This window comes from Marivirga arenosa (assembly GCF_030503895.2).
GTDB classification, from domain to species: Bacteria; Bacteroidota; Bacteroidia; order Cytophagales; family Cyclobacteriaceae; genus Marivirga; species Marivirga arenosa.
In genome coordinates this window covers 203,828-224,078 of the sequence record NZ_CP129970.2, presented here as the reverse complement: position 1 = coordinate 224,078, position 20,251 = coordinate 203,828, and the positions used below count along the sequence as shown (strand labels likewise).

Below are 20,251 nucleotides of genomic sequence, written 5' to 3'. Positions count from 1 at the left end.
TATGGAAAAAATTAGTAAAGACATAAAAGCAATTGCGGAGAGCATTTTTTTCAAAGGATATGAAAAAGCAAGTCAATCATTTTCGAATTTATCAGGAGAGGATGTTTCAGTTAAGAATTTCGAAATATTCTTTGGTGAGTCCGATGATTTATTAAAGAAAATAGTGAAGACTAAAAATCCTACTATCTTGATTACAGATATAATAGGGGAGGCAAAAGGTAAAAGCTATTTAGTTTTTAGCGAGAGAGATTCAAAAGCTATTCCAGAACTATTAATTAATAGAATGAAAAGCTTGCAGCACAATCCTGATTTTGAAGAGATAATTTTAAAAGAAGTAGATAATATGGTTTCTGCAGCTGTTATTACTGAACTATCAAACCAACTAGATTTAAAAATTTATGGTGATGTTCCTAAAATCATTTTACCAGAGGATGCAACTCGAACTTGGTTGAATGATGAGATTGAAGACAATCACCAAATGTTTGCAATTCTTTCTACCGCCAATTTTTCATTTGAAAGTTGCGGTAAAATCAATCCCTATTTTATCTGGATTTTAGATAAGCAATTTCAATCTACAATGAACCAAAAGAAATTTACTCATGCGAATTGACAGAAACCATTGGTATTTATTATTAGGATTTGGAGGAATGTTAATTGCCTTTGTAGCAAGTATTTTTCTTACTCTAATAGTAAAAACCATAAATCCATACTATCACCTTACTATTTATGCCGTAGCCTTCTTTTTCTTTATCGTAATGGTAATGAATTATATAAGAGAGAGAAAAGGCATAAAACAGATTTCAGATTTAGGTACAAACTTAGATGTGGATGATTCTAAATTTGAGTTCAAATCATCTAATAAATGGACTCAGAATTTTTATAAAGACATTCTAGCAAATCGTCAAAAAATTAAATTGGCAACAGATTGGATAAATGATATTGCAAATGGGAAGTCAATTGAATTAGTAGATAGTGAAGAAAACCAATTAACAAAAGCTGTTATTAACCTACAGTCTGAATTGACTACCTATCGAACTAAAGAAGAACGCAGAACGTGGCAAGCTGAAGGTTTAGCAAAATTCTCCGAATTATTACGGACCTACAATGAAAATATGCGTGATTTCGGATTTCAAATCATAAGTGAAACGGTAAAATATGTAGAGGCTAATCAAGGTGCGATCTTTTTAGTTCAAGAGGAGGAAGAGGAAGAATACTTGGAAATGGTTGGATGTTACGCTTATGAAAGAAGAAAATTAGCAAAAAAGAAAATATACAAGGGACAAGGACTTGTTGGGCAATGTCTACAAGAAAAAGACCTTATTTATATAACGGATGTGCCAGAAAAATATGTTAAAATCACTTCTGGATTAGGGCATGCATTACCTCGCCATATCATCATCATTCCATTACTGAATGATGAAAAAATGGTAGGAGCAATGGAAATAGCTTCATTCAAAATTTTAGAAGACTACCAGATTAAGTTTTTACAAGATTTGGCTAAAAATATTGGAGCATCTTTATCTGTCATTCAAGTAAATGAGAATACTCAAAAGTTATTGGAGGAATCTCAAAAAATGTCAGCTGAACTTCAGGCAAATGAAGAGGAAATGCGTCAAAATATGGAGGAAATGGAGGCTACTCAAGAAGAGATGTCTAGAAATCAACTTGAGTTAGATGGAGTTTTCAATGCTATAAATAACACCTTATTAAAAGCTGAAATTGATGTAGAGGGTAATTTTAAAAGTGCGAATCAAAAGTTTAAAGATTTCTTGAAATGGTCAGATGATGATTTGAAATATAAAAAGCATGAAAATATTTGTCGTGATCAGCAGCGATGTAATGATATTTGGAAGGCAGTGAGAAGCGGTGATAATTATATAGTAGAATATGAAACCAAAACTTCTAAAAAAGAGAAAGTTTGGATAGAGGCTTCTTACTCCCCCGTTTTAGATTTTAGCGGAAACTTGAGTAAGATATTAATGCTGGCTCAAGATATTACTGAGAGAATAGCTAATGAGGAGGAGCAAAGAAGGCTTTCATTAGTTGCTGATAATACTGATAATTCGGTAATCATAACGGATAAAGAAGGCTACATTGAGTATGTGAACTCTGGTTTTGAAAAAATGACGGGCTATACTTTAGAAGAAATAAAAGGTAAAAAGCCAGGACATTTCTTGCAAGGGCCTGAAACTAATCAGGATACCAAAAGAAAAATTAGTCAATTGTTAAAGGAACAAAAGCCGATTTATGAGGAAATTTTGAATTATGATAAAAGTGGAAATAGTTATTGGGTTTCATTGGCAATCAATCCTGTTAAGGATGAAAATGCAGAATTGAAAAACTATATTGCTATTCAAGCAGATATTACACATACCAAAAAATCAGCATTAGACGCAAAGTATAAATTAGAGGCTATAGGAAGATCAAACGCGGTTATGGAGTTTGATACCAATGGTATTATACTTGAAGTGAATCAAAATTATCTTGATATTATTGGGTATGATAGACATGAATTAATCGGAAAGCACCATGAAATCATGGTAGATAAATCTACATCAGAATCTACAAATTATAAGAATTTATGGGAGAAGCTTGCAAAAGGAGAATTTGTAACTGGAGAATTTAAGAGATATACTAAATCTGGAGAAAAGGTGATCCTAAAAGGTGTATTCAATCCAATATTTGACATCAATGGTAAGGCGATCAAGATAGTTAAATTTGCTACTGATATTACACAGGAGAAGAAACTAGCCAAAGATAACGAAAGACAGCAAGTTGAATTGCTGAATCATATGGAAGCTATAGATAAAACTATTGGCTCATTAGAATTTAATGAAAAGGGTAAAATTGTTAGGGCTAATGATATTTACTTGAGTATAACTGGTTTCAAATTTGAGGATATTAAAGGTAAGTCATATTTTGATTTACTTCCTGAGAAAGATCGATTTAAGCCTCAATATCAAATGATGTGGGAAAGCCTTCAAAATGGCAAGTTCTTCTCTGGAGAGTTCAAACAGGTTGATAGCCAAGGGCATGAGGTATGGCTTTCAGGTACAATAAATCCAATTTATAATAATTCCAATAATCTGGAAAAAGTGCTTCTATTGGCCCAGTTTACAACTAAATCTAAGCAGAAATTAAACGAATTGAATGGGTCAGTTTCTGCTATGAAAGGAGTAATTCCAATTCTTGAGGTTAATACTGATTTCAGCTTAAAGAATGCGAATCCTTTATTTTTTGAAGCCTCAGGTTATAGTAGAATGAATTTGAAATCAGTAAATTTTAAGGAGAATTTTAATTTTGAAAAAGGCATCACCGCTAAAACAGTATTAACTGATTTAGAAAATGGAAAGAAAGTTGAAACCTATTTAGAATTTAAAACAAAAGAGGGTGATTGGGTAGGCTCAAAAGTGAGCCTAGCAGGTGTTCAAAATCTTGATTTAGAATTAGATAAGATAATCATTCTTTTCACAGGAATGGTAGATCATAAAGTGCAATTGAAAAATGTCAACTGAACCCATTACAACGGCAGTAGAAATCACTGATGAAGAAATGCGCTCCATTCAGGACGCCATTATGAAGCGCTATGGAATTGATTTTTTCAACTATGAACCTAAATCATTCAAAAGAAGATTACAGAGGATTTACCGGAAGTTTAATTTCAAATCAAGCTTTGATTTATGGAGCAGAGCACTAAAAGATAAGGATTTCGTGCATGAATTCATTAATGAGGTTTCGGTTGGATTAACTTCACTCTTTCGTGATCCAGAATTTTGGAAAACATATAAATCATTATGTAAAAGTCAGTTCAAAGACCAATACAGGATTAACGTATGGCATGCTGGTTGTTCGTCAGGAGAAGAGATTTATACAACTGCAATAGTTTGGGATCAGCTAAACTTTCTTGACAAAGTAAAAAGTACTGCAACGGATATATCATCAAGATCTTTAGCGCAAGCGGAAAGTGGAAGTATACTTAAAGCAAAATTACCTGAGTACGATCGCAATTTAAAGGAATTTGATTCATCCATTAACATTCATGACTATTTTGATGAAGATAAAGATGAAATTGTCTTTAGAGAGAAATATCTTCAAAATGTAAAGTTTAAGAACTCAAATTTAATAATGGAAGATTATGGAGTTCATCAATATGATATTATTTTTTGCAGAAATGTTTTGATTTATTTTGATGGGCCAGCTAAGGAAAAAGTGATTGAAAAGATTTACAATGCCTTAAAACCTGGAGGTTTTTTCATTATCGGTTTCTTAGATAGTATGTTGAGTTATCTTGATGAAGATAAATTTGAATACTATGATCTAAGGCAAAGAATATTTAGAAAGAAGAATTAGTTATTACCATCTAACAAAAAAGCCTTTCAGATGTCTGAAAGGCTTTCTTAGTAAAAATATTCTTAAGCTTATTTCTTCTTTGCAGTAGTTTTTCTGGTAGTACGTTTCTTTTTTGGTTTCTCTTCCACAATCTCCTCTTCAACATCAGTAAGGATTCTACCACAGTGCTCACATACTATTAGTTTCTTTCTATCTCGAATGTCAGCTTGTCTTTGAGGAGGTACTGTATTGAAACATCCACCACATGCACCTCTTTTTACAGGTACAACAGCTAAACCGTTTCTAACATTTCCTCTTAATCTTTCATAAGAAGCAGCCAAACGATCTTCTAATTTTTTAAGGGCTTTTTCTCTATCTTTTTCAAGTTTAGCAACCTCTTCTTCTGTTTCAGATTCGATATTTTCTAATTCAGAACGTTTAGCGTCAAGATCTTTCAATCTATCCTCATGTAAAGCCTTAGTTTCTTCGATTCCTTTTTCTTTCTCCTCAATTTTAGCTTGCGCTTCTTTTATTTTTTTTTCGTGAATCTGAATGTCTAATTGCTGTAATTCAACTTCTTTAGTAATAGCATCATATTCACGGTTATTTCTAACGTTCATTTGCTGCTCACCATATTTAGCAATTAGTTTTTCAGATTCTTTGATGCCTTGTTTAGCAGCATCAATTTCATCTTTTATGGCTTGAACATTATCGTCAAATTTCTGGATACGAGTTTCATAACCCGCAATTTCATCTTCTAAATCAGCTACCTCGTCAGGTAATGCTCCCCTCACTTTTTTAATATCGTCAAGTTTTGAATCGATACCTTGTAATTTTTTCAAGGCGTCAAGCTTTTGTGCTACAGTACTTTCCATGCAGTTAATAATATTTTATCGGATTCGTGACAGTCTGTCCTAAATGGAGTGCAATATTAGCAAAATTTTCTTTCAATATTGCATAAAATATCTCATTTGTAAAACGTTCGCTCTCATAATGCCCTATGTCCGCTATAATAAGGCTTCCATCGGCATCAAAAAATTCATGATATTTAATATCTGAACTAATGTATATGTCGGCTTTTAGTGCTTTAGCTTGTGAAATTAAAAAAGAACCTGATCCTCCACAAAGTGCAACTTTTTGAATTTTACGGTTAATTTCGGCTGTATGTTTTATGACTTCCAAATCCATTTTTTCTTTTAAATAGTCAAAAAACTCTTTAGCTGGCATAGGTGAATCAATTTCACCTATCATTCCAGAGCCTAAATCATCAAAAGTATTTTCTAATTGATGTAAATAGTAAGCCACCTCTTCATAAGGGTGGGCCAATTTCATTGCCCCTAATATCTTTCCTTTCATGTGCATTGGAAAAATGACTTCTATTTTAGTTTCTTCAACCGATTCTAATTTTCCTTTTTCACCTATACTAGGGTTAGCCTTATCTGAAGGTAAGAAACTTCCCGTTCCCTGGCTTTCAAATGCACAATCAGCATACTCTCCAATTTGACCAGCTCCAGCCTTATGCAAGGCTTTCTTTAAGTTTGCTGATTCTTCTTGAGGAACAAATACACTTAATTTTGCTAGCTGCCCCTTCTTCGGGCTTAGTATTTTTAAGTTCTTCAAACCTAATTTCTCAGCAATTTTAGCATTTACACCATTTTTAATATTATCTAAATTGGTATGGGAAGCATAAATGGCAATATCATTCTTTATTGCTTTGATAACAGTACGTTCCACATAATTACCACCGGTAAGTTTTTTAAGGCCTTTAAATATTATTGGGTGATGAGCTACTATAAGTTCGCAATTTTTTGAAATGGCTTCATCAATAACTTCCTCAGTCACATCTAAGGTGATTAAGATATTGCTAACATTCTTAGAAGCATCCCCCACAATTAGTCCTGCATTATCATAAGATTCTTGATAAGCGAGGGGCGCAATCCTTTCTAAATGTTGGACGATATCCTTTATTTTGTTCATATTTGTTTTTATTTCAATTCTGTCAAAGTTATAAAGTTTTACAGCCCTTGCAAGTCTTCAAAAATAAGTATTGGCAATTATTAATGGCTCCTTTTAGTATTTTGTATAAATGGATTATGCAATTCCGAAACCATTTATACGACATTGAGTACAAAGCTGTTTTTAATTTTGAACCTAATGTAATTGGAGTTGGAAACTTATCCATGGGTGGTACTGGAAAAACCCCCTTTGTTGAATATCTGATACGATATTTTATTTCCACTGGAAAGTCAAACAAGGTGGCCACCTTATCACGGGGCTATGGAAGAAAGACCAAAGGATTCAGATTGGCAACTGATGAAGATTCTGCTTCATCATTAGGAGATGAGCCGTTTCAAATTTATGAGAAGTTTAAAAAGGATATTAGGGTATCGGTTGGAGAGGATAGAGTATTGGCAATTCCTAGTATAATTCTTGAAAATTCTGAGGTTGAGACAATTATCATGGATGATGGCTTTCAACATAGAAGCGTAAAGCCTAAGTTTTCAATTTTACTTTCCGATTATAATAATCCATTTTATGATGATTTTGTCGTGCCTTCTGGCACTCTTAGAGAGTCGAGGCGAGGTGTTAGAAGAGCAGATGCAATCATTATAACTAAATGCCCTGATAATTTAACTGATGATAAAAAAACTGAAATCAAGAATAGAATATTGAGTTACACTGATAAAAAGGTGTTTTTCACAAAAGTAGATTATCAAGAAGTAAAGCATACTTTTGATAAACGAAAAGTAGATGAAAAAATAATTCTAGTTACAGGAATTGCACATTCTGGAAAATTTAAAAGTCATTTAATAGAATCCGGATACAAAATAATGACACATTTTGATTTTCCAGATCACCATAATTTTTCTAAAAATGATATTCAAAAGATTTATGAATCAGCAAAGAATCAAAATGCTGATATTCTCACAACTGAAAAAGATTGGGTAAGATTAATTAGTCACAAAGGAATTACCAATGAAATCAAATCCATGCTTTTTTATCTCCCTATCGTGGTACAGTTTTTGGAAGATGAGAAATCTTTTCAGCAATTACTTGAAGATTCTATTAGAAGAACTTAAAAAATCCATGAGTTTACTTAATTTTGCGTCTGTTTTGAGAAAAATCTTATTCCTAATATCGATTTTATGCTTAGGCGCAACCTATGTTCGTGCTCAAGTTACGGATGATTCCACTAAAAATGTTTATGGAGCAGAAACTACTCTATTTACAACGGAAGAGAACATCAAAAATAATATTCAGCAATATCAAATCATAGATACAAGTTTAACCAATACTCATAATTGGGATCCTGTTAATATCAATGATTATTATTATCAAAATTTAGGGACAGTAGGTACTGCAATGCGTCCTGTTTTCTATGAACTACCAGATGTTATTGGCAAAAGAAGTGGTTTCAGTGTTTATGACACTTACATGAAAACGCCAGAGGAATTTAAGTATTTTGATACCAAATCACCTTATACTCAGTTAAGGTCAGTGCTGGGTGGTAATTACAGAGCATTCATTGGTATTGATTTTTCAAGAAATGTAAATGAAAATTGGAATGTGGGTTTTAGTTTTAGAAGATGGACAATCGATAAGCAAATTGGTCCATTGCAAAGCAGAGGAGATTTAAATGTATTATCACATTCCTATGATTTTCAAACCGATTATCGATCCCCAGATCGTAAATATCATGTATTATTTAACTTCGGCAGAACCTTCCATAAGGTGAATGAAACAGGTGGTATAAGAGACACTACGGCTGTAGTAGATAGTACTGGAGCCATTCTTTACAATCAATTATTTGATTATGATGATGAAGACATCAATTTAAGAAATGCAGAGGGGGGCGAATTAAGACAACAGTATCACCTTTATCAAGAGTATAAGCTAAACTCATTGCTTCAGTTTTATCATGAATTTGATCGAGCCAATAGAATGAACATCTTTAATAATAGTAGTCCTTCTGCTGAAACAGATGTAAATTATTTTGATCAGTTTTTAATAAGAACAGACTCTACTGTTGATCAAACAAGATTTGTATATTTCCAAAATGAGGTTGGGTTAAAAGGGAGTATCGGAGATGTTTTTTATCGTTTCTATGCAAGGAGAAAAGACATCAGGTTTACGGGTAAATATTTAAACACGGTTAACCCTACAGTTGAAAATTATGCTGGAGGTTATGCTCGATTTGCCCCAAGAGAAAATTGGAACTTGACCGCTAATGCAGAATATGAATTAAGTGGTAATTATAAAATTGCGGCTTCTCTGAAAGTCCCTTTCTTTTCGGTAAGTGCCACTTCTATGCAATTTGCTTCCCCATTCTTTTATGAACAGCACTTTGGAAATCATGACTATTGGCAAAATGATTTTAGAAGCGAACAAGTTCAAAAGCTCAGTGGGAAATTAGATGTAAAATGGAGGGATTATTTAAGGATTCAGCCTAAACTGGATTTACAACTCATCAGTAATCATATGTATTTCGATACTTTGGCAATGCCCCAGCAGTCAAATAATTCAGCTACACTTTTGCAGCCTGGTTTGGAAGCTAAAGTAAAATATGGTGTCATGAATCTTGATCTTGACTACATATATACATTAAAGGAAGGTACTGATGCCGATTTATTTAGAATTCCAGAGCATTTTTTAACATCTGATTTGTATTATCACAAAGTTTTTGAAAAGAAATTAGAGGCTAGATTGGGGATTGAAGCGCATTATAAATCAGCATATTTTGCTGATGATTATGATCCTGTTACTCAGCAGTTCTACTTACAAAATAACTTCGAGGTCCCAGGTTATGTAGTACTTGACTTTTATGTGAGTGCGAAAATCAACACAGCTCAATTGTTTGTTAAATTCAGACATATAAATCAAGATTTAATTGCTGGGGGATACTTCACTACTCCTTATTATACTGGGCAAGAAAGAGTTGTCGATTTAGGAGTAACTTGGTCTTTCTTTGATTAAAGGATAATGGAAAAAGAGAAATTCACATTAGGATTAGAATTACCGACTGACCCAAGATGGGTTAATATAGCTGAGAAAAATATTGAGGATATTTTAGTTGACCATGCCTATTGCGAGCAAAAAGCGGCCACCTCTTGCATCAGTTTAATCACCAACTTTCCAGAAATGGAAGAAATGGTAAAGGTGATGACTCCTGTAGTAGCTGAAGAATGGTCTCATTTTGAAAGAGTATTAGAGCAACTTGATAAAAGAGGTTTTAAATTGGGTTTTCAAAGAAAAGACGAGTATGTAAGTGAATTAATGAAATTGGAGGTGAAAGGAGGTAGCAGATCTTTCCAATTGAGTGAAAAGCTTTTAATCAATGCTTTAATTGAAGCCAGAAGCTGTGAGCGATTCAAACAATTGCATCTCCACATTCAGGATGAAGAGCTAAAGAAATTCTATTATGAATTAATGGTTTCTGAAGCGAGTCATTATAAGAACTTTATTAAGCTTGCTGAATTGTATCAACCAAAAGAACAGGTTAGAGCAAGATGGGAAGAACTTTTGGAAGCAGAGGCTGAAATCATGAAAAATTTAGAAATAAGAGAAGATAGATTACACTAGCTTACTTATATTTATTTAAACTGATATTTCTTTGACGGGTTGATTTAAACCTTTTTACCTCATCTTTTCTTAAAGCTTCATGTTTTGTTTTGCGACCTTGAACTCTTTTTCTCCACATTCTAAAGCTTGAAGGCTTCATTTCTTTGCGCATTATTTTGATGGTTTGCTTTTCAGAAATGCCAAATTGATTGTATATCGCATCAAAAGTGGTTCTGTCTTCCCAACCCATTTCTACTATTCGGTCTATTTCTTCAGGTTTTAGATCCTTAATTTTCTTCATATCCAAAAAACAGACTATTAAGCGTAATGTTTTTTAGATTAATAGAAAAACATATAGCTAATCAAAATAGCGGCAATAATTCCTACAGCATCTGCTATTAATCCACAACTTAAGGCGTAGCGTGAATTTCGAATATTAACAGCTCCAAAATAAACAGCTAAAACATAAAAAGTAGTTTCAGTTGAACCTTGCATAACACTCACCAATCGTCCCACGAAAGAATCAGCTCCATGCACTTCCATAGCGTCCACCATCATACCTCTAGCACCACTTCCACTCAATGGCTTCATAAGTGCAGTTGGGATACTCGGAACGAAATCAGTATTCAATCCAACAAAGGCTACAGCGGCTTCTAAACCATCTTTTAATAATGACATTGCTCCAGAAGCTCTAAAAACTCCAATTCCAACTAGTATTGCAATTAAATAAGGAATAATCATAATGGCATAATTGAATCCTTCTTTTGCCCCTTCTACAAATGATTCATAAACATTAACCTTTTTGCGAACTGCCAAAACTATAAATGCTACGATAATTGAAAATAGAATTAGGTTGGCAATATTCGAAGATATCGGCCCAATTTCTGATTGACTTAGACTGCTAAAATACCAGATGATAGCAGCAATAATAGTACTTAAAAGTCCTAAGGAAATGATAATATTTTTGTGAAATAAATTGATTTTTTGAACGATGGAAACTGCAATTAATCCGCTTAATGTTGAGAAAAATGTAGTTAGCAATATAGGAATGAAAACATCAGAAGGGTCTGCTGCTCCCAGCTGCGATCTATAAACCATTATGCTTATGGGTATAATAGTTAATCCGGAAGTATTCAATACCAAAAACATGATCTGGGCATTACTGGCAACTTCTTTGTTAGGATTTAATTCCTGCAAGCTATGCATGGCTTTTAATCCCAAAGGGGTTGCAGCATTATCTAAGCCTAACATATTGGCAGAGATGTTCATTAGCATGGCTCCCATAGCGGGATGATCTTTTGGAACTTCTGGAAATAACTTTGAAAAAAGTGGAGAGGTTATTTTGGCTAAAATATTAACCATTCCTCCTTTTTCACCAATTTTCATTATTCCCAACCACAATGACATCACGCCAGTTAGCCAAAGGGATATTTCAAACCCTAGCTTAGCATTATCGAAAGTAGCCTTTGTAAGAGCAGGAAATATTTCCATATCGCCCAAGAAGAGCCATTGAAACAGAGCAAAAACAAAGGCAATTAGGAAAAAAGCAATCCAGATATAATTTAAAACCATGTGCGCAATTAATCATTAAAATCAAGATTTTGCAATATACAATGGAATAAAGTAGTATAAATATTTGATGATAGTGAAGTATGGATTTTCCTATTTGCAGTAATTATTCAGTATATTGATGTTTAATTATCAACCAAAACCTAACCTATGAAAGAAGATTTTCTGCATTATGTATGGCGATATCAAAAATTTGATAATAAAAATCTGCTTACCACCCAAAAATTAAGCTTAAAGATTATAAAAACTGGCTTTCCACATACTGACTCAGGGCCAGATTTTAAGCAAGCGAAAATAAGGATTGATGATATTGAGTGGAATGGAGCAGTGGAAATACACATTAAATCATCAGATTGGAATCGTCACGAACATCAACATGACGAATCTTATCAAAACGTTGTTTTACATGTGGTCTGGCAAAATGACTTAGCCATTCATCATCCTGATGGAAGTTTGATTCCTACGCTGGAATTAAAAGACAGAATAGATATAGACTTAATTGAAAAGTATAATCAATTACAAAAATCTAAAGATCATATTCCATGTGCTTCTCAATGGCCAAAGGTGGATTCTATTTTAAAATCTCAAATGTTTGAAAAAGCATTAGTAGAAAGATTGCTTAACAAATCTGAAAAGGCAAAGAGTATGTTTGAGAATGAGGTTCAAGATTGGGAACAAGCTTCATATTTTATGTTACTGTCCGCTTTTGGGTTTAAAGTAAATCAATATCCTTTTGAGCGATTAGCTGAATTATTACCCTATCAGATAATTAAAAAATATAGATCATCTGTTTTTCAATTAGAAGCTTTATTGTTTGGTGCAGCAGGTTTTTTGGAATTTGATTTTAGAGATGAATATCCAAATCAATTAAAAAATGAGTGGCATTTTTTAAGACATAAACATGCTGAAGTATTTCAGAAGGAGTTGAAATTTTTAGAATGGAAATTTTTACGCTTAAGACCAGCAAATTTTCCGACCATCAGAATAGCTCAATTAGCTCAAATATTCCATCTGTTTGACTCTTTATTTGAAGCTTTCGTAATTGAAACAAATGCAAAAATTCTTTTAAAGAGACTAAAAGTAGGGGTTTCGGATTATTGGATGAATCATTACCAATTTGATAAATTAAGTACGTCTAAAAACAAACAATTGGGTGCTAATTCAATAAAGATAGTTGTAATTAATACAATTCCGCCACTTTTAGCATCATATGCAAATAGTATAGTTGAAGAAAAGTATATGGATAAAGCTTTAAGTATTCTCAAAGAGCTAAAGCCAGAGAATAATTATATCACGAAAAAATTCACTGTAATTAATACGGAATTCAATTCAGCTTTTGATTCACAAGCAGCAATTCAATTACATAATGAATATTGTCAGCCGAAAAGATGCCTCGATTGTACTATTGGCTTATCTTTGTTGAAGGCATGAGCGCAATTTTTTTTCATCTTTTAGTTATTTCACTCATAATATTCGGTTTCAATCGAAATATTAAACGAATAGAGGATAAGCTAATTTTTAATTCCTTTATAATTTTGAAAATTAGCTGTGGGATTTTAGTAGGCTTATTGTATTGGTCTTACTATGGAGGTAAGGGGGATACCATTTATTTCTTTGAACAAGCTCAGGCCTTATTTCATTATTTTAAAACTGATCGAATATCCTTTTTAGAATGGATAGGATTAAATCCTTTACCACTTACTCATGCTGAGTTTTCAGCTCAATCAGAGCCTAGGACTTTATTTTTTGTCCGAACTCTAAGCTTTTTCTGCGCACTTACTCAGTCTAATTATTTTACAATCAGTATTTATTTTAGTTTCATTACTGCTATAGTAGGTTGGTATTTTGTAAAAACAATAAGTGGCTTGAGTCATGTAAATAAATATGTAGGTGCATTTGCATTCCTTTTTATTCCTTCAGTTACTTTTTGGAGTTCAGGTGTATTGAAGGAAACTATGATGATGATGTTTCTTTTTGTTTTTGGTATTTCAATTGTTAAATGGACTCAAAATTTTAAAAATTGGTATTATGTAATACCTCTTATAATTAGTCTATGGATACTGTGGAAAGTGAAATATTATGTACCTATTACGCTAGTTCCCATTGTATTTATTACCCTTTTATTTAGTCAAAATGCCATTTTTAACAATCATAAATTCTCATCAAAACTCGTTTTATATTTTGTATTAATAATAGCCTGTGGGATGTCTTTTGCATTTCTTCATCCCGTCTTCAATAGTGGGAGGTTTTTTGAGCTGGTGAGGATTAGTCATGATACTATAGTTGAGAATACTTCAGAAGCTTTGATTGATTTTACATCAAATAATAATGATGCTCTATTCTTTTTGTTTAATCTTCCGAAAGCTTGGATTACTGGGTTTTTCGGTCCTTATTTTTGGGATGCTTTTAGTACTTTTTCATTATTCTGGATTGTTGAAAAAACAATATTTACGACTTTATCAATTTTAGCTTTATTTATTTCCTTTAGAGTTAAATTTACAGAACAGGAAAAGTGGTGGGGAATTGCCATAATTCTATACTGCAGCGCGCTTTCAACAGTAATCACACTTTCAAGTTCCAACTATGGAAGTTTGGTAAGGTACCAGGTGGCTTACATGCCCTTTTTATGGTATTTAGTATTAATGGTTTTGAATAAACATAAACTTAATTTAAAATAAGAATAGCAATATTGCGCAAGGAAAGTAGAAATCTTAACTTTGTATTTCTAAAATTCAAATATGGATAAAAAACCAGTAATAATATTAGGAGCAAAAGGTATCGGACCATCTGCTGCGGAAATTTTTAAAAGCAATAATGTGGAAATTTATTGCTTTTTGGATGATGATAAAAAGATACATGGAACTGAGATTGATTATGTCTCTGTGCTTGGGGAAACGGATGATGATGGCTTCTTAAAATATATTGGTAAAAAATGTGATGCTTTTGTGGCTGAAGATAATATGAAAGCTCGAAAGAAAATTACCAAAATGCTGAATGACAGAAGAAAAACAATGCCAGCTAATGCTATTCATGCACAAGCAATTGTTTCTGATTCAGCTCACTTAGGCTATGGTAATTTTATAAATGCAAGAGCCGTAATTGGAGCATCAGCAAAAGTTCCTAATCATTGTTTAATTCACTCTGGCGCTATAATAGAGTATAATGTAGAGTTAGGTGATTATGTACAAGTAGGAGCAGGTTCCCAAATCAATAGTGGTGTTCAAGTAGGAGAGGAAACCTTTATTGGGTCAGGTGTTACCATTGTATCTGGGGTTAAAATTGGAAAAAAAGCCAATATAGGAGCAGGTTCTGTTGTGATTAGAGATGTGAAAGATGGAGAAACCGTATTTGGAAACCCAGCTCAGACAATTGAAAATTAAGTATTAACAAATATAAAATCACCTTATTTACACTAAGGAGGAAATTATGGAAAATTCAGAAAACAAGTACAAAGTAATTCTTTATTACTGCTATGCAGAAATAGAAAATCCCGATGAATTCAGAGACCAGCATCATATGATGTGTCTTGAATTAGACTTAAGAGGTAGAATTATTGTGTCAAAAGAAGGTTTAAATGGTACAGTTTCAGGTTCTATAGAAAATGTAGATGAATACATGAAGAGAGTGAAAGCAGATCCTCGCTTTGCGGATACTGATTTCAAAGAGGATTTTCATCCTTCCCATACCTTCAAAAAATTAAATGTACGTCACAAACCGGAAATTGTACATTCTAGTCTTTCTCATATCAATCCTAGGAAAAAAACAGGCGCTTATGTAGAGCCTGAAAAATTCAGAGAGATGATTAAGAATGAGGAAGATATTGTTATATTGGATGTTCGTTCAAATTATGAACATGAGCTTGGAAAATTTAAGAATGCTATAACTTTAGATATAGACAACTTTAGAGATTTTCCAGATAAAATAAATGAACTAGAGCAGTACAAGAATAAAAAGATTGTGACTTATTGTACGGGTGGGATTAAGTGTGAAAAGGCTAGTGCATTTTTGTTGGAACAAGGATTTGAAAATGTTCATCAACTGCATGGTGGGATCATTAAATATGGATTAGAAGCAGAAGGAGAGGATTTTGAGGGTAAGTGTTATGTATTCGATAACAGACTTTCTGTTGATGTGAATAAAGTGAACCCAAAGGTTGTTTCAGAATGCTTTGTTTGCGGTACAAAATCTGACCGCATGGTGAACTGTGCTAATCCTACTTGCAATGTTCATGTTCCAATTTGTGAGAAATGTGGTTGGGAAATGGAAGGAGCATGTTCTCCAGAATGTAAAGAACATCCAGAAAAGAGAGAGTATGATGGTACAGGATACTATCAGAAGAAAACCAATGGATATGATCCATATAAAGGGTTTCAAGGTAAATTAGAGAAATCAAAACTATAGAATATAATATGAAATATCCTGAGTCAGAGTTAATCCTAAATAAAGACGGATCGGTTTATCATTTAAGTTTAAGGCCTCAGGATATTTCAGATGTGATCCTTACAGTAGGAGATCCCTCTAGAGTTCATAAAGTCAGTCAGTATTTCGATAAAATCACTTTTGAAATGAATAAAAGGGAGTTTATCACACATACTGGTACTTATAAAGGTAGAAAACTCACAGTCATGTCGACCGGTATGGGTACCGACAATGTTGAGATTTTAATGACAGAATTAGATGCTTTAGCCAATATTAATCTTAAAAAGAGGGAAGATAAAGCTAAACAAAAATCATTAAAAATTATTAGAATTGGTACTTCCGGTGGTTTACAGCAAGACTTACCAGTTGATTCTTTATTAGCTTCACAATTTGCCATAGGTTTAGATACCTTAATGCAATTTTACCCATTAGAAAGAACAGAAGCTGAAACGAATGTAGAATCAGCGCTTCAATTAGAAGTGGGCCTACCGTTTAGACCTTATTGTGTAGAAGGGTCTTCTTACCTTCTGAAGCATTTTTCTGAAGGTATAAATATAGGGAATACCATTACATGCCCAGGCTTTTACGCCCCTCAGGGCCGAAAATTAAGGAGTCCTATCAAGTTCCCTAAAATTGTAGAAAGCTTATCTATGTTCCATTATGGTGATTTATGGTTGACTAATTTTGAAATGGAAACAGCTGGCTATTATGCAATGGGCCGACTTTTGGGACATGAAGTTTTAAGCTGTAATGCTATCATAGCTAATAGAATTAGTCATGAGTTTTCTAAAAACTCTGATAAAACTATAGATTCATTGATCAAATTTGTGTTAGATAAAGCTTCTACTTTGTAAAATCTTAATATTTTTATATTTAGTCTGTAGCTCTTCAGTTATAGTTTATCGAAAATCATTGATTTTAACAGTATTTAATCCTATTTTGAAAAATAAGTTTCAATAAATGAGGGTTTTATATCTGTTAATAGTGCAATTTTTAGCTATCCCTGTAATAGCTCAAACACAGTTGGGAAATACTGATTTTAATCATTTAAATGTGAATGATGGTCTTGCCCAGAATATTGTAGAGGCTATTTATCAGGGTTCAGAGGGATTTCTATGGTTAGGAACTCAAAATGGATTAAACAGATATGATGGTTACAACTTTGTAAGTTATGAATATGTATTAGATGACTCTTCTAGTATCAGTAATAATTATATTAAAGATATTGTAGAAGATAAAAAAGGGAATTTATGGATTGGAACTTATGGAGGCGGGCTTAATAAATTTGATAAAAATTCCATTTTTAAGCATTATATAAATGATCCTAATAATCCCTATTCAATAAGTGATAATGTAGTATATCAAATATATAAGCAATCAGATTCTATTTATTGGTTAGGAACTAAGAATGGATTAAACCGCTTTCATTTACCTTCAGAAAAATTTGAACACAAAGTATCTCCTAAAAGCAAAATACCTCAATTAAATAATCCAGTAGTGTATTGCATTAGTAAAGCTGCCTCCATTAATGAAATATGGGTAGGTACTCGGAATGGTCTTCATAAAATTAATTTAGATACATTCAGTTCTGAGCTCTATTTGAAAGGAGATAATGGATTATTGGATGATGATATTCGTGATTTATTTTTAGATTCCAAAAATACCCTTTGGGTGGCTACAAAACTTGGTGGATTACATTATAAAGAGGCTAATTCTGATCGTTTTGTTAAGATTGATTTAATAAAAGACAGTAATCGAAATGTTTATTCAAGAAAGATTTACGCTGCTGATAATCAAGGTATATGGTTAGGAACTTTCGGAGATGGATTATTCCTTATTGATAATAATCGTAAAGTAAAATACCAATTTAAGGAGAACCAATTTAATCCGAAATCAATATCTAGTAATGACATTGTTGAAATTTTTAAAGATGAATCTTCAAATTATTGGATAGGAACACATGGTGGTGGGGTTTCTTCCTTCAATTTAAATAGTAAGAAATTTGATTTATATCAGGCTGATGCTAAAGATCCCAATAGCCTTTCATCCAATGCAGTAAATTATATTTATGAAGATACTAGAGGGAATATTTATGTAGCAAATGATGCTGGTATAGACTTAATAATTGAAAAGGAAGACGGATTAGAATTTCAGCAAATTATTAAAAGTGATTCTAAATTTCCTGACGACAGGGCTTGGTTGCTATATGAAGATTCAGATAACATTTTATGGGTTGGGATGTGGAATTATGGATTATCCAGATATGATCGAGATACTGGTAAATTAATTTCATATACGCATGTTAAAGGAGATTCTACTTCTATCCCTACTAATTTTATTGAAACTATATCGGAATCAGATGATGGAAAACTATGGATTGGTTTGTTAGGAGATGGTGGCCTAGCAATTTTTGATAAGGAAACTATGAAATTCAAAAGCTACCTACATGATTTAAATGATCCAAATTCATTATCTAATAATAGAGTTCATAAAATTTTAATTGATTCAAAAAATAGAATATGGTTAGGTACAGATTATGGTCTTGATTTGTACAGACCAAAAACTGATGACTTTAAGCATTTTCGATATGATCGAAATAATCCTTATAGCATAAATTATAACGTTATCAGAACCATTTCAGAAGATAGAAATGACAATATTTGGATTGGTACTGGTGGTGGAGGTATTGCCAAATTGATTGAAAATGGAGATAGTATTTATTTTAAAACCTACACAGAAGAAGATGGCTTGGTTGATAATAATATATCAGGAATTACAGAAGATTTAAATGGTAATTTATGGATTACTACTTATAGTGGGATATCTCTTTTTGATACTAAATCAGAAAGCTTTGTTAATTATACAAGTTCTGATGGTTTGCAAGGAGAAGAGTTTGTAAGAAGCTCTATAACAACCTTAGAGGATGGGAGAATATTTGCAGGGGGGTTCAATGGTCTTAACGTTTTTAAACCTGATGAAATTAAAAGAAGTAATTATTCTCCTGAAATTAATGTAATATCTATAGGGATAATAAGTGAGGAAGGCGAGAGATCGATAGATGATTTTACTACTGATACGGTTTTCCTTAAATATAGTGATTACATATTGTCCTTCGAAGTAGCTTCTACCGATTTAAGTAATCAGGGAGATAAGAAATATGCTTATAAATTAGAAGGATTCAATAAGGACTGGATCATGAATAATGAAAGAAGACATTTCTCGTTTACAAATTTACCTCCAGGAGAATATAATTTGAAAATTAAGGGCAGTAATGGGGATGGGATTTGGTCTTCTAATATTAAAGAACTTTACATTAAGGTAGATCCTCCCTTTTGGGCTACCAACTGGTTCCGTATTGTAGCTATAGTTGGTTTAGGGTTTCTAATATTTATCTACATTCAATTAAGAGTTAAATACCTTAAAGCTGCACAGATTAGGCTACAATCAAAAGTTGAAGAAAGAACTTCAGAGTTGGAATTGGCTAACAGGAAATTATTAGAGAACCAAAACCTAGTAATCAAACAGAAGGAAGAAATTACGAAGCAAAATGAGGAAATTGCTAGTAAAAATGCTATTATTCAAAAGCAAAATGATGAGCTTAAACTAAATAATATTCAGCTCGAGGAAGTAGTAAGTGAAAGAACACATGAATTAAGAGAGGCAAATGATGATTTGAAAATTGCCAAACATGAATTTGATACCTTTTTCTATAGAGCAGCTCATGATTTAAAAGGTCCCGTTTCAACTATATTAGGTTTATGCTATTTAGCATTAAAGGAAGAGGATAAAGTATTAGCCCATTCTTATTTTGAAAAGATAAATATAACGGCAGAAAGAATGAATAATATTCTTTTCAATCTTCAAAAAATCAATAAGCTTAAGCAAGAGGGATTAAAAATAAAAAATCATAATCTTCGTCAATTAATAATTAGTGCTGCGAAAGAAAATTTACCTGATAATGAGGACTGGCAACAATTCATTGATATTGAATTGAAAGCTCAAGATGAAGATATCTTAACAGATATGATGCATTTGAAGATTGTATTTTCTAATTTGATTGATAATTCAATTAAATTTTCAAAACGAGGAGAAAAACCAAATGTATTAATTCAATTTGAGAAAGATGAAAAGAATCATTCTTATCAAATCATTTTTGAAGATTTTGGATTGGGTATTAATCCTGATATTAGAGACCGCATATTTAATATGTTTTTTGTCGCTACAGAATATAAGAGAGGATTAGGGCTTGGTTTATACAGTGTTCGCTTAGCAGTATCTAAATTAGGTGGAAGCATACAGCTTGATAAAAATAAATCTGCATGCTTTAGAATTGATATTCCTATGCCGGAAATTCCTAAAGAAAAAATAAGCTAAA

At 32.6% G+C, this 20,251-nt stretch carries 16 protein-coding genes; 12 read left to right on the top strand and 4 right to left on the bottom strand.

Translation table 11 applies throughout. The features are described from left to right. The first annotated feature begins 1 nt into the window (after position 1). Genes QYS48_RS00915 through QYS48_RS00905 form a run of 3 tightly spaced genes read left to right on the top strand, consistent with a single transcriptional unit; the run spans position 2 to position 4,350 of the window. Positions 2-610, top strand: a complete 609-nt coding sequence (locus QYS48_RS00915; RefSeq protein WP_308357143.1) for a hypothetical protein — start codon at positions 2-4, stop codon at positions 608-610. After that, entirely contained in the window at positions 600-3,515 is a 2,916-nt protein-coding gene (locus QYS48_RS00910; RefSeq protein ID WP_308357142.1) for a PAS domain S-box protein, read from the top strand. Before QYS48_RS00915 ends, QYS48_RS00910 begins: the two co-directional genes overlap by 11 nt. Next, positions 3,505-4,350: a protein-glutamate O-methyltransferase CheR gene (locus QYS48_RS00905; protein WP_308357141.1), complete on the top strand. Its 846-nt coding sequence runs from the start codon at positions 3,505-3,507 to the stop codon at positions 4,348-4,350. The genes QYS48_RS00910 and QYS48_RS00905 overlap by 11 nt, the downstream gene beginning before the upstream one ends. Positions 4,351-4,418: 68 nt before the next feature. On the opposite strand, the gene QYS48_RS00900 is transcribed toward QYS48_RS00905, so the two are convergent. After that, positions 4,419-5,204, bottom strand: a complete 786-nt coding sequence (locus tag QYS48_RS00900) for a C4-type zinc ribbon domain-containing protein (protein ID WP_308357140.1) — start codon at positions 5,202-5,204, stop codon at positions 4,419-4,421. A 4-nt stretch (positions 5,205-5,208) separates the two neighbouring features. Continuing rightward, positions 5,209-6,306 (bottom strand): Nif3-like dinuclear metal center hexameric protein, encoded by a 1,098-nt coding sequence (locus QYS48_RS00895; RefSeq protein WP_308357139.1) that lies wholly within the window; start codon positions 6,304-6,306, stop codon positions 5,209-5,211. A 47-nt stretch (positions 6,307-6,353) separates the two neighbouring features. On the opposite strand from QYS48_RS00895, the gene lpxK reads away from it, so the two are divergent. From lpxK to QYS48_RS00880, 3 genes are read left to right on the top strand one after another with little or no spacing between them, the layout of a single operon-like run. Beyond that, positions 6,354-7,409, top strand: coding sequence for a tetraacyldisaccharide 4'-kinase (gene lpxK / locus QYS48_RS00890; protein ID WP_308357138.1), 1,056 nt, complete (start codon positions 6,354-6,356; stop codon positions 7,407-7,409). Between the two features lie 7 nt (positions 7,410-7,416). Beyond that, positions 7,417-9,303, top strand: a complete 1,887-nt coding sequence (locus tag QYS48_RS00885; RefSeq protein WP_308357137.1) for a putative porin — start codon at positions 7,417-7,419, stop codon at positions 9,301-9,303. 6 nt (positions 9,304-9,309) lie between these two features. Continuing rightward, on the top strand, positions 9,310-9,909 hold the full coding sequence (locus tag QYS48_RS00880; protein WP_308357136.1) for a tRNA-(ms[2]io[6]A)-hydroxylase: 600 nt from the start codon (positions 9,310-9,312) through the stop codon (positions 9,907-9,909). A 1-nt stretch (position 9,910) separates the two neighbouring features. Here the strand turns inward: QYS48_RS00880 and QYS48_RS00875 are convergent, their stop codons facing one another. Further along, on the bottom strand, positions 9,911-10,189 hold the full coding sequence (locus tag QYS48_RS00875; protein ID WP_308357135.1) for a TIGR03643 family protein: 279 nt from the start codon (positions 10,187-10,189) through the stop codon (positions 9,911-9,913). A 38-nt stretch (positions 10,190-10,227) separates the two neighbouring features. Further along, positions 10,228-11,460: a nucleoside recognition domain-containing protein gene (locus QYS48_RS00870; protein ID WP_308357134.1), complete on the bottom strand. Its 1,233-nt coding sequence runs from the start codon at positions 11,458-11,460 to the stop codon at positions 10,228-10,230. 147 nt (positions 11,461-11,607) lie between these two features. Between QYS48_RS00870 and QYS48_RS00865 the strand changes: the two genes are divergently transcribed. The 6 genes from QYS48_RS00865 (at position 11,608) to QYS48_RS00840 (ending at position 20,250) form a co-directional block, all read left to right on the top strand. After that, positions 11,608-12,888: a DUF2851 family protein gene (locus QYS48_RS00865; protein WP_308357133.1), complete on the top strand. Its 1,281-nt coding sequence runs from the start codon at positions 11,608-11,610 to the stop codon at positions 12,886-12,888. A gap of 104 nt (positions 12,889-12,992) precedes the next feature. Further along, positions 12,993-14,135: a hypothetical protein gene (locus QYS48_RS00860; RefSeq protein WP_308357132.1), complete on the top strand. Its 1,143-nt coding sequence runs from the start codon at positions 12,993-12,995 to the stop codon at positions 14,133-14,135. A gap of 60 nt (positions 14,136-14,195) precedes the next feature. Then, a complete protein-coding gene (locus QYS48_RS00855; protein WP_308357131.1) occupies positions 14,196-14,837 on the top strand; it encodes an acetyltransferase in 642 nt (213 codons plus the stop codon). A 46-nt stretch (positions 14,838-14,883) separates the two neighbouring features. Further along, positions 14,884-15,858, top strand: a complete 975-nt coding sequence (locus tag QYS48_RS00850) for a rhodanese-related sulfurtransferase (RefSeq protein ID WP_308357130.1) — start codon at positions 14,884-14,886, stop codon at positions 15,856-15,858. Between the two features lie 8 nt (positions 15,859-15,866). Continuing rightward, positions 15,867-16,730, top strand: a complete 864-nt coding sequence (locus QYS48_RS00845; RefSeq protein ID WP_308357129.1) for a nucleoside phosphorylase — start codon at positions 15,867-15,869, stop codon at positions 16,728-16,730. Positions 16,731-16,836: 106 nt separating this feature from the next. Further along, positions 16,837-20,250, top strand: coding sequence for a two-component regulator propeller domain-containing protein (locus tag QYS48_RS00840; RefSeq protein ID WP_308357128.1), 3,414 nt, complete (start codon positions 16,837-16,839; stop codon positions 20,248-20,250). The last annotated feature ends 1 nt before the right edge of the window (position 20,251 follow it).